Genomic DNA, 10,141 nt, shown 5'->3' with positions numbered 1-10,141 from the left:
GCGATATCTGGGGTTACATTGCATTGAATCATTTCAAGCAAAAAACCATTGCTGGCGAAATTGGCTCAAGCACCATGCCACATAAAGTGAACCCAATTGATTTTGAAAACTCAGAGGGCAATCTGGGCCTGTCCAACGCGGTGCTGGGCCATTTAGCCAGCAAACTTCCCGTTTCGCGCTGGCAGCGAGATCTGACTGACTCGACTGTGCTCCGTAACTTGGGGGTAGGCTTGGGTTATGCATTGATTGCCTATCAAGCGACCATGAAAGGCATTAGCAAACTGGAAGTCAACGAAGCGCACCTGTTGGAAGAACTGGATCATAACTGGGAAGTTTTGGCCGAGCCGATTCAAACAGTTATGCGCCGCTATGGCATTGAAAAACCATACGAAAAATTGAAAGAACTGACCCGTGGTAAACGTGTCGATGCAGCGGGTATGCAAGCCTTTATCGACAGTCTCGCGCTGCCAGAAGAAGAAAAAACCCGGTTGAAGGCCATGACCCCCGCCAATTACATTGGTCGTGCCACAACAATGGTCGATGAATTGAAATAATGCTTTAATTTCAACATCAGGTGGCAAACCCACGCCACCTGAATAATCCCTTATCTCCTCGCGCACTGCCCCTGTTTAGCCCCGGTTTAGTCGTTGTCATTGATAATGCTGTTGATGCCAAAAGGACGTTACACTCGCTGGAGCTATTATCATTATGTTGAAGCAAACACTACTTTCTCTCGCCCTAATGGGGACATGCACTGCCGCTATGGCAGCTGATTACACTTATGTAGCCGGTGGCCTGCAATATGGTTCAATCAGCAGCAATGAGCGTTTCGATAAACAATTTAATCAAAGTCAGTACAGCCATATCGGTCACCGCGATATGGGCGGTATCTACCTCAATGGTGGTTATGGTTTTGATAATGACCTGTTTATTGATGGTCGTATAAGCAGTATCGCTAATAATGACCGCGGCCTTGCCGAAGCGGTCCTCGGGCTGGGTTACCATTTCGCTTTCTCACCCAATATTGATTTTTATACCTTGGTGGGCGGTAGCCGCCATGCAATGGTATTTGATGCCAGCAAAGACGGCAAAAAAACCAATACTTACAATAGTGCTACAGGCGAAATTGGTATCAAAAGCAAGTTATCGCAGGATATCGGTCTGGATGTGGCCTACCGTTTGGCAAACTATGATAGTCGTGCATTCCATGAAGCACGGATAACAACTGATTATGCACTGACACAAAGCCTCTCTGCAGAAGTCGGTTATACCTACCATAACTGGAAAGTCAGTGATCAAGCGATACAGACAGGTTTACGTTACACTTTCTAAGTCACTGTTTTAATTTTCACTTGTCGGGTAATATTAGATTACCCGGTTAATGTCTTATCGAGGAATGTGGTATGCGGGTTTTAGTTGTCGAAGATAATGCTTTGTTGCGTCACCATCTTACGGTGCAAATGCGTGAAATGGGCCATCAGGTTGATGCAGCAGAAGATGCCAAAGAGGCAGACTATTTCTTGCAGGAACATGCCCCAGATATCGCCATTATTGATCTTGGTTTACCGGGTGAAGATGGCTTAAGCCTTATCCGTCGCTGGCGTAGTCATCAGACAAATTTGCCAATTCTGGTGCTGACTGCGCGGGAAAGCTGGCAAGATAAAGTCGCCGTACTGGAAGCCGGTGCAGATGATTATGTCACCAAGCCTTTTCATCTGGAAGAAGTTATCGCCCGTATTCAAGCATTGATGCGGCGCAATATCGGCCTGGCCTCCCAGATAATTGAATTCCCTCCGTTTCAAATTGATCTCTCTCGCCGAGAGCTGTGTGTCAATCAGCAACAGATTAAACTGACCGCTTTCGAATACACTATCATTGAAACCCTTATTCGTAATGCAGGAAAAGTGGTCAGCAAAGATACATTAATGCTACAACTCTATCCTGATGCAGAATTACGTGAGAGCCATACTATCGATGTATTAATGGGTCGTTTACGTAAAAAGCTGCTGGCAGAACATGAAGGCGAAGTGATTACAACCATCCGTGGTCAGGGATACCGTTTTGACGCCAACTAGACATCATGTTCAGGACAAATAGCAAGCCCTTCTCTCTTCGTGCTCGTTTTCTTATGGCGACAGCAGGTGTCATCCTGGCGCTGTCGTTATCATATGGTATGGTCGCCGTCGTCGGCTATATTGTCAGCTTTGACAAAAATACCTTCAGCGCCCATCGCGGTGAAAGTAATTTGTTTTTCAGCTTAGCCCAATGGCATGACAATAAGCTGAGCATCTCGGTACCGCCAGAGCTTGAGCTGAATATCCCGACGCTGGTTCTAATTTACGATAAAGATGGCAATATCCTGTGGCGTCAGCGGCAGGTGCCCGAACTTGAATCTCATATCGAAAAAAACTGGTTACAAAAGCCGGGATTCTATGAGCTGGATACTGGAACACATATCAGTAGCATGATGTTGGGTGATAACCCTAAAGCGCAAGACCAGTTAAAAAAATATGACGATACAGATAACAGTGCTCTGACTCACTCTGTATCCGTCAATACTTACCCCGCAACCTCCCGCTTACCACAGCTCACGATTGTAGTTGTCGATACTATCCCACAGGAATTGCAGCGTTCAGATTTGGTTTGGAACTGGTTTAGTTATGTCTTACTGGCGAATTTACTGTTAGTTGTCCCCTTACTTTGGCTTGCTGCCTATTGGAGCCTGAGGCCCATCAAAGCACTGGTCAGTCAGATAAGTCAGCTAGAAAAAGGTGAACGCGATCAGTTAGATGAGAATCCACCGCGAGAATTACAGAGCTTAGTGCGCAATCTCAATATCTTGCTCACCAATGAACGTCAGCGTTATACCAAATACCGCACCACACTTTCCGACCTGACTCATAGCCTCAAAACCCCGCTAGCAGTATTGCAAACGACGCTGCGTTCTTTACGCACCGGTAAGCAAACGACTATCGAGGAAGTCGAGCCTATCATGCTAGAACAGATCAGCCGCATCTCTCAGCAAATCGGTTATTACCTGCACCGTGCCAGTATGCGTTCCGAGCATAACGTATTGATTCGCGAGATCCACTCAGTTCCCGCTCTACTCGATAGCTTGTGTAGTGCATTAAATAAAGTTTATCAGCGAAAAGGTGTGGTGCTGACGTTGGATATTTCGCCTGAGGTGACTTTCCTTGGGGAGCGAAATGACTTTATGGAGGTCATGGGTAATGTTCTGGAAAATGCCTGTAAATACTGTTTGGAGTTCGTCGAAATAACCGCCCTGCACTCAGAAAAACAGCTCACTATTGTCGTTGACGACGATGGTCCTGGCATTCCAGAAAGCAAACGACAGTTAATTTTCCAACGTGGGCAGCGAGTCGATACTTTACGCCCTGGGCAAGGGCTGGGATTGTCCGTTGCTGCCGAGATTATTGAACAGTATCAAGGCAAGATAACCATTACTGAAAGCCCCTTGGGTGGAGCAAGAATGATGGTAACTTTTGGCCAGCAGCATGATTATCATGCCGATTAATAAAATTTGCCTGCCCTCTGATATTGATGACAGGCAACCGTTATATACTCGTCACACTTCAAGCTGCATGTACGTTGGCTGCGCTCGTTACTCGGCCCGGCCATGGACCTCGCCTCTTCGAGGCCGCTGCAACCCGCGTTCAAATCAGTTCCTGACCGATTTGTTACCCGAATCACTTACAACGCAGTAAGCTCATCGGGATTATGAGTCTCATCAGAGACTCACCCTGCGGGCCAGCGCAAGCGCCGTTCAAAATGGTTTGCAACCAATTTGTCTTTTGCTTGCCGCTTTCCTGCAACTCGAATTATTTAGCGTATAATCACCTGCAAGTTCACCCCTCTCTTGGAATAAACATGGATTACCAACTCAGTCTCGATTGGCCTGATTTTCTGCAACGCTATTGGCAGAAGCGCCCTGTCATTATCAAACGTGGCTTTAAAAACTTTATTGACCCGCTCTCACCAGATGAACTTGCTGGCTTAGCCATGGAGAATGAAGTCGATAGCCGTTTGGTGAGTCATGAAGATGACCGCTGGAAAGTGAGCCATGGCCCCTTTGAGAGCTTTGATCACTTAGGTGAAACTAACTGGTCACTGCTGGTACAAGCGGTTGATCATTGGCATGAACCCGCAGCCGCATTAATGCGCCCATTCCGCCCGCTTTCTGACTGGCGAATGGACGACTTAATGGTCTCTTTCTCCGTTCCGGGGGGCGGTGTCGGCCCACATTTTGACCAGTATGATGTCTTTATTATTCAGGGCACGGGCCGCCGTCGCTGGCGGGTCGGTGAGAAAACGGAAATGAAACAACATTGTCCTCACCCTGACCTGCTGCAAGTTGGGCCTTTCGACGCCATTATTGATGAAGAAATGGAGCCGGGTGATATTCTTTATATCCCGCCGGGCTTCCCTCATGAAGGCTATGCGATTGAAAATGCATTGAATTACTCAGTCGGTTTCCGTGCTCCTAATGGTCGTGAACTGGTGAGCGGTTTTGCTGACTATGTACTTTCACGCGAGTTAGGCAGTTATCGCTACAGCGATCCGGATTTGCAGTTACGAGAACATCCGGCCGAAGTGCTGCCACAAGAAGTCGATAAACTTCGCGCCATGATGCTCGATTTAGTCCAGCAACCAGAGGATTTCCAAAACTGGTTTGGCGAGTTTATTTCTCAATCGCGCCACGAGCTGGATATCGCGCCACCGGAACCCCCTTATCAGGCGGGTGATGTCTATGAATTACTGCAACAAGGCGATAAATTACAACGCCTTACCGGATTACGTGTTCTGCGTATTGGTGATCAGTGCTTTGCTAATGGTGAGTTGATTAATACGCCACACAAACAAGCCGCCGATGCATTATGCCAACACTTCAGTGTGGATGCCCAACTGTTGGGGGATGCGCTGAAAGACCCGTCCTTCCTGGCGATGCTCACCGCGTTGGTGAATAACGGCTATTGGTATTTTAACGACTAATATTTCGAGCTTATTACGCAAAAATGCCCTGATAAACGGGGCATTCAGACTGCTGACAAACTCCAACGACTCAATATTGCAAGGTGAGGACAGGTAGAAGAGTAAAGCGTCCGCGCCACGGATGGCGCGGCTCGAGCCCCCAGGGAAGGGTTTACGGCGTCTTTACGATCTGCCTGTTCTCACCGTTACGGGCACTTTGTCATTAACCTCATTTTTATCAGTCAGTCAAACTGATGACTCTTTAGCGCGCTTAGCCGTCAATTCAGCAATTCGCATAATAACCGCCACCGCTTTTTCCATCCCTTCCAGCGTTATAAACTCATGTTTACCATGATAATTATAGCCGCCCGTAAAGATATTTGGGCAAGGTAACCCGAGGAAGGATAACTGCGCGCCGTCAGTGCCACCACGTATCGGTTTCATGACGGGGGGGATATCACAATCATGCATTGCTTGCTGAGCTATCTCGATGATATGTGGATGTTTAATAATATGCTCACGCATATTGTAATAACTATCATCTATAACGATTTCAATATAGCAATCACGGTGTAAACCTTTACCTACCCGTTTAGCGATATCTACCATGTTTTTCTTGCGTGCTTCAAAACCATCGCGATTAAAATCTCGCACGATATAGTGCATTTCTGCCCGTTCGACCGTGCCTTTAATGCTTTGCAGATGATAGAAACCATCATAACCCTCAGTACTTTCAGGGGTTTCATCCGTGGGTAATGCCTGATGAAAACGGGTTGCCAGTGATAGCGCATTGACCATCACCCCTTTGGCGCTTCCGGGATGCACATTATTACCGACAATCTTTATGGTCACCGATGCGGCATTGAAGTTCTCAAACTCCAATTCCCCCACGCCGCCGCCATCCACGGTATAAGCCCATTGGGCATCAAATTCAGCCACATTAAAAAATCGCGCCCCTTTTCCCACTTCTTCATCCGGCGTAAAAGCAATACGGATATCACCATGCGGGATATTGCTGTGCTTTAAGCGCACCATAGCAGTAATAATTTCCGCAATACCCGCTTTATCATCCGCGCCCAATAAGGTTTTGCCATCAGTGGTAATCAAGGTATGCCCAAGCAATTGATGCAAGACGGGGAACATGACCGGCGATAGAACCTCGTCGCCCATCCCCAAAGCAATATCACCACCACGGTAGTTTTCTACAATCTGCGGATTAACATTTTTACCCGAAAAATCTGGCGAAGTATCAAGATGGGCAATAAAACCAATGGTAGGGACCGGCCAGGAGACATTGGCAGGCAAGGTTGCCATCACACAGCTATGGTCACTCAAACTCACCTGAGAAAACCCCAGCGCCTGCAACTCATGTTGTAACGCCAGAGCCAGCTTGCGCTGCCCTTCAGTGCTCGGCACGGATTTTACATTGGCTTTTGCTTGTGTATCAAAAGAAACATAGTTGAAAAAGCGGTCGAGTAATTTGTCCATGGGCCCACCCTCATAATAGTGAATATCATTATGGGGAAGTGATCACCATCAAATATTGCGTCAGGTCAGTTTTAGACAAACTTAAGCCAGAATAAAAAAAGACAAACCAGGAACAGTGTCGAATGAATAAGAGCCGCTAATCATATTGCGGCTCTTATTCAGCAAGGAAATTTAGTCGCCTTGACGATTTTCACCGCGCGTGGTTAAAAATTCGCGCACATATTCTGGAACCACTTTACTGGCCAAACCGTAGTGTTTTTCATCAAACTGGCTCTCGACCTGGCTAGGCTCGAGATTTAGCTCGACAGTATGAGCGCCATGCAAGCTCGACTCATGGACAAACCCAGCAGCAGGATAGACATGCCCGGACGTGCCAATTGAAATAAAGAAATCAGCCTCAGCCAGCGCCTGATAGATTTCATCCATGCCCATTGGCATTTCACCAAACCACACAATATGTGGGCGCAACGGCGATGGGAATTGGCAACAATGGCAGCGCTCATCCGCACCGAGATCACCCGGCCAATCCAGTACTTGACCAGACTGGGTACAGCGCACTTTCAACAACTCGCCATGCATATGAATAACGCGCTTACTACCCGCTCTCTCATGCAAATTATCTATATTCTGAGTCACCAGAACGAAATTATCACCCAGCACCGCTTCCAAATCAGCTAATGCAAAATGGGCGGCATTTGGCGCAATATCAGGCTGCTGTAACTGGCGACGGCGGGCATTATAAAAAGCCTGAACCAGTTCAGGGTCACGACGATACCCTTCAGGGGTGGCAACATCTTCCACCTGATGCTCTTCCCACAAACCATCTGCCGCACGGAAAGTACGAATACCCGATTCAGCCGAGATACCAGCCCCCGTCAGAACCACCACAAACGGCTTCTTCATTTCGGATGTTGCGGCACTGTCTCGATGAAAAATACGAGAGCGAAAACGTTGATGTCGCAAGTGCTTATTCTTGCGAAACCGACACAACCGATGACGAATGCGCATAACCTTTTGCCTCTATTTTAGGTATTGTTATTTGCTATTGATTAATTAACGCTCAGACAAATGCAGGAACGCCGCCCCACGAACACCGCCCGCATCACCATAACGCGCTTTTTCAATACGCGGCAAGCGGGCTACTCGCAATAAATGCTGCGGCAACCGTTTTGGCAGTTCTTGATAAATATGCTCGAAATTAGATAATCCACCACCAATGACGACCAGATGGGGGTCCAGCATAGTCAATAAATTACCTAAACAAACAGCCAGTACATCCATAAACCTCTCAACATGAGCTACAGCCTTGGATTCACCGATGTTATAGTTTGCAATGATTTCAGTCGCGGGCAAAGATTGCTGGTTGAAATGTTTGTACATCCATTCAAAACCACGTCCTGAAATATAATTCTCAATACAACCATTATGCCCGCAACCACATGGCACTCGTGGAATATCTGCACCCAGAATATCCAGCGCATCTACTGGCAAACGAAAATGACCAAATTCGCCGGTGATATGGTTTCGCCCACTGACAATATTGCCGTTCACAATCAGCCCGCCACCGACGCCAGTGCCAAGAATCAACCCTAATACCGTTGGATAGTGGCGAAACTCAGGATCCCAAGCTTCCGACAATGCAAAGCAGTTAGCATCATTATCGATTCGAACTTCGCGCCCGATTAACCCGGAAAGGTCACCTTGTAAAGATTGCCCCATTGCCGCGGGGACATTCGCCGTGAATACCGTACCATCGTCGGCGTTGGGCAAGCCGGGAATGCCGATACCCACACTGCCTTCAATACCGCAAAACTCATCGGCTTCCCGGGTTAAATTTTGTAATGTTTGCAGTAATAATGAGTAGTCTTCACGCGGTGTCGGGACGCGCTTATGCCAGATTCGTTGCAGGTTGGCATCAAAAACGCCTAACTCAATTTTGGTGCCGCCCATATCAAAACCGTAATACATAAGATTGCCCCTTACCCATTATTGTCCAGAGAAATGACTGCCAATATGACTTATTTTTATATTCTTTTATTGCCCGCTCAACACCCGCGCCGGATCAATACGACTGGCACGACGAGCCGGATACCAACTGGCAATTAAACTCAACACCAATGCGGTCGCCAGCACACAAGCCACATCAAACCAGTGGAGTTCTGACGGCAAAAAGTCGATGAAATAGATATCACCCGACAAAAATTGATGCCCGATCAGCTTTTCTAACCCACGAATTATGTTGGTTAATTGCAAAGAGATAATGACCCCGGCGACCGCTCCGCAGACACTACCGATAAGCCCCGCCATCAAGCCATACCAGATAAAGATGGCTCGTATCAGGCCATCTTTAGCGCCTAATGTGCGTAACACCGCGATATCGCTGCTTTTATCTTTAACCGCCATCACCAGTGTGGAAACAATGTTAAAGCTGGCAACCCCGATAACCAATACCATCGCTAAATACATGATGGTGCGAATCATTTGGATGTCACGATACATATAGCCGTAGGTGCCAATCCAATTGCTGATATACACATAGGCATTCGAGACCTCACCGGCACTGCGTACCAGTTTGTTGGCGTTATAGACATCATCGACCTTGATGGCTATACCAGTGACACTGTCACCCATGTCCAGATATTGTTGCGCATCGACTAAAGGTACTAATGCCAGGCTGTGATCCAGTTGCCCACTCAATTGAAAAACACCCGCCACTTGCAAGCGAATACGCTTGGGTTGCAGTAATTTCATCTCAGGGTCGCTATTAGGGATCATGACTGTCAGCCATGACCCCTGCTTCACACCCAAGGCATCGGCCAGACCTTTGCCCAAAATAATCTGCTGCTGACCGGCTTTGAAATTGCCCCAGGCATGGTCCAGGACGAAGCTCGGCAATGCGCTAAGTCGCTGTTCGGCCTCGGGATCAACACCTTTGACCTGTACGGCACGCAGCTGTGTGCCGTTTTCAATCAAACCGGTGAAATTGATATAAGGTGCCGCTGCCACGATACCGGGTACTTTTTCAATCCGCTGTAAAGTTTGCGGCCAACCGCTAAATGGCTGATTGACCACCGCAATTTCGCCGTGTGGCACCACCGCCAAAATACGGTTTTTTAGCTCACGTTCGAAGCCGTTCATCGCACTTAAGCCGACGATCAATACCGCCACCCCCAAGGCAATGCCCAAGGTGGAAATCACCGAAATGAGTGACACCATTCCGCCGCGACGGCGGCCACGGCTAAAACGTAAACCGATTAACAGTGAAAGTGGCGAAACGCCCATCCCAATCGCCACTATTGTGCCCCCACCAACGTCAAGTGCTGCTGTAGCTGGCCGTCACGCATTTCCAACTGACGGCTCATGCGTTTGGCCAATTGCAAATCGTGAGTGACCACTAAGAAGGCGGTTCCTTGACGAACATTCAATTCACCGAGCAAATTAAAGATGCTATCGGCATTCCGTTGATCGAGGTTACCGGTCGGCTCATCAGCCAACACCAGCGACGGGTTGTTCACTAGCGAGCGCGCAATCGCCACGCGCTGACGCTCACCACCGGATAGTTCGGACGGGCGATGTTTGCTACGCTTTTCCAACCCCACAGCCACCAGCATCGCGCGGGCTTTATCCTGCGCTTCACTCGGTTTGGCACCGCCGATAAGTAGTG

General features: G+C 48.1%; 10 protein-coding genes. 5 read left to right on the top strand and 5 right to left on the bottom strand.

Annotation, left to right across the window (positions count from 1 at the left end):
- The 5 genes from ACNSO8_RS03875 to ACNSO8_RS03855 form a co-directional block, all read left to right on the top strand.
- Window positions 1-554, top strand: a 554-nt coding sequence (locus ACNSO8_RS03875; RefSeq protein WP_418393878.1) for a lyase family protein, incomplete at its 5' end; no start/stop codon positions are given.
- A 154-nt stretch (window positions 555-708) separates the two neighbouring features.
- Window positions 709-1,332 (top strand): YPO1635 family putative outer membrane beta-barrel protein, encoded by a 624-nt coding sequence (locus ACNSO8_RS03870; protein ID WP_418393877.1) that lies wholly within the window; start codon window positions 709-711, stop codon window positions 1,330-1,332.
- 71 nt (window positions 1,333-1,403) lie between these two features.
- Window positions 1,404-2,075: a two-component system response regulator PhoP gene (gene phoP / locus ACNSO8_RS03865; RefSeq protein WP_005158018.1), complete on the top strand. Its 672-nt coding sequence runs from the start codon at window positions 1,404-1,406 to the stop codon at window positions 2,073-2,075.
- Window positions 2,076-2,080: 5 nt separating this feature from the next.
- Window positions 2,081-3,535, top strand: coding sequence for a two-component system sensor histidine kinase PhoQ (phoQ, locus tag ACNSO8_RS03860; RefSeq protein WP_418393876.1), 1,455 nt, complete (start codon window positions 2,081-2,083; stop codon window positions 3,533-3,535).
- Window positions 3,536-3,888: 353 nt separating this feature from the next.
- Window positions 3,889-5,010 carry a JmjC domain-containing protein gene (locus tag ACNSO8_RS03855; RefSeq protein ID WP_418393875.1) on the top strand — a complete coding sequence of 374 codons (1,122 nt, stop codon included), beginning with the start codon at window positions 3,889-3,891 and terminating at the stop codon, window positions 5,008-5,010.
- Between the two features lie 225 nt (window positions 5,011-5,235).
- Here the strand turns inward: ACNSO8_RS03855 and pepT are convergent, their stop codons facing one another.
- From pepT to ACNSO8_RS03830, 5 genes are all read right to left on the bottom strand, one after another.
- Window positions 5,236-6,477 carry a peptidase T gene (gene pepT / locus ACNSO8_RS03850; RefSeq protein WP_418393874.1) on the bottom strand — a complete coding sequence of 414 codons (1,242 nt, stop codon included), beginning with the start codon at window positions 6,475-6,477 and terminating at the stop codon, window positions 5,236-5,238.
- Between the two features lie 171 nt (window positions 6,478-6,648).
- Complete coding sequence (gene cobB / locus ACNSO8_RS03845; RefSeq protein WP_418393873.1) at window positions 6,649-7,485, bottom strand: Sir2 family NAD+-dependent deacetylase; 837 nt, start codon at window positions 7,483-7,485, stop codon at window positions 6,649-6,651.
- 45 nt (window positions 7,486-7,530) lie between these two features.
- The gene (gene nagK, locus ACNSO8_RS03840; protein WP_418393872.1) at window positions 7,531-8,445 is read right to left on the bottom strand and encodes an N-acetylglucosamine kinase; all 915 of its coding nucleotides are present in this window, start codon (window positions 8,443-8,445) and stop codon (window positions 7,531-7,533) included.
- A gap of 66 nt (window positions 8,446-8,511) precedes the next feature.
- Window positions 8,512-9,759: a lipoprotein-releasing ABC transporter permease subunit LolE gene (gene lolE, locus ACNSO8_RS03835; RefSeq protein ID WP_418393879.1), complete on the bottom strand. Its 1,248-nt coding sequence runs from the start codon at window positions 9,757-9,759 to the stop codon at window positions 8,512-8,514.
- Window positions 9,760-9,770: 11 nt separating this feature from the next.
- Window positions 9,771-10,141 (bottom strand): ATP-binding cassette domain-containing protein (locus ACNSO8_RS03830; RefSeq protein ID WP_418393822.1); only part of this gene is annotated, 371 nt, incomplete at its 5' end.

This window comes from Yersinia sp. LJYL362, assembly GCF_048323875.1.
The sequence above is the reverse complement of the archived record's forward strand: the minus strand, read 5'-3'. Positions and strand labels throughout refer to the sequence as shown.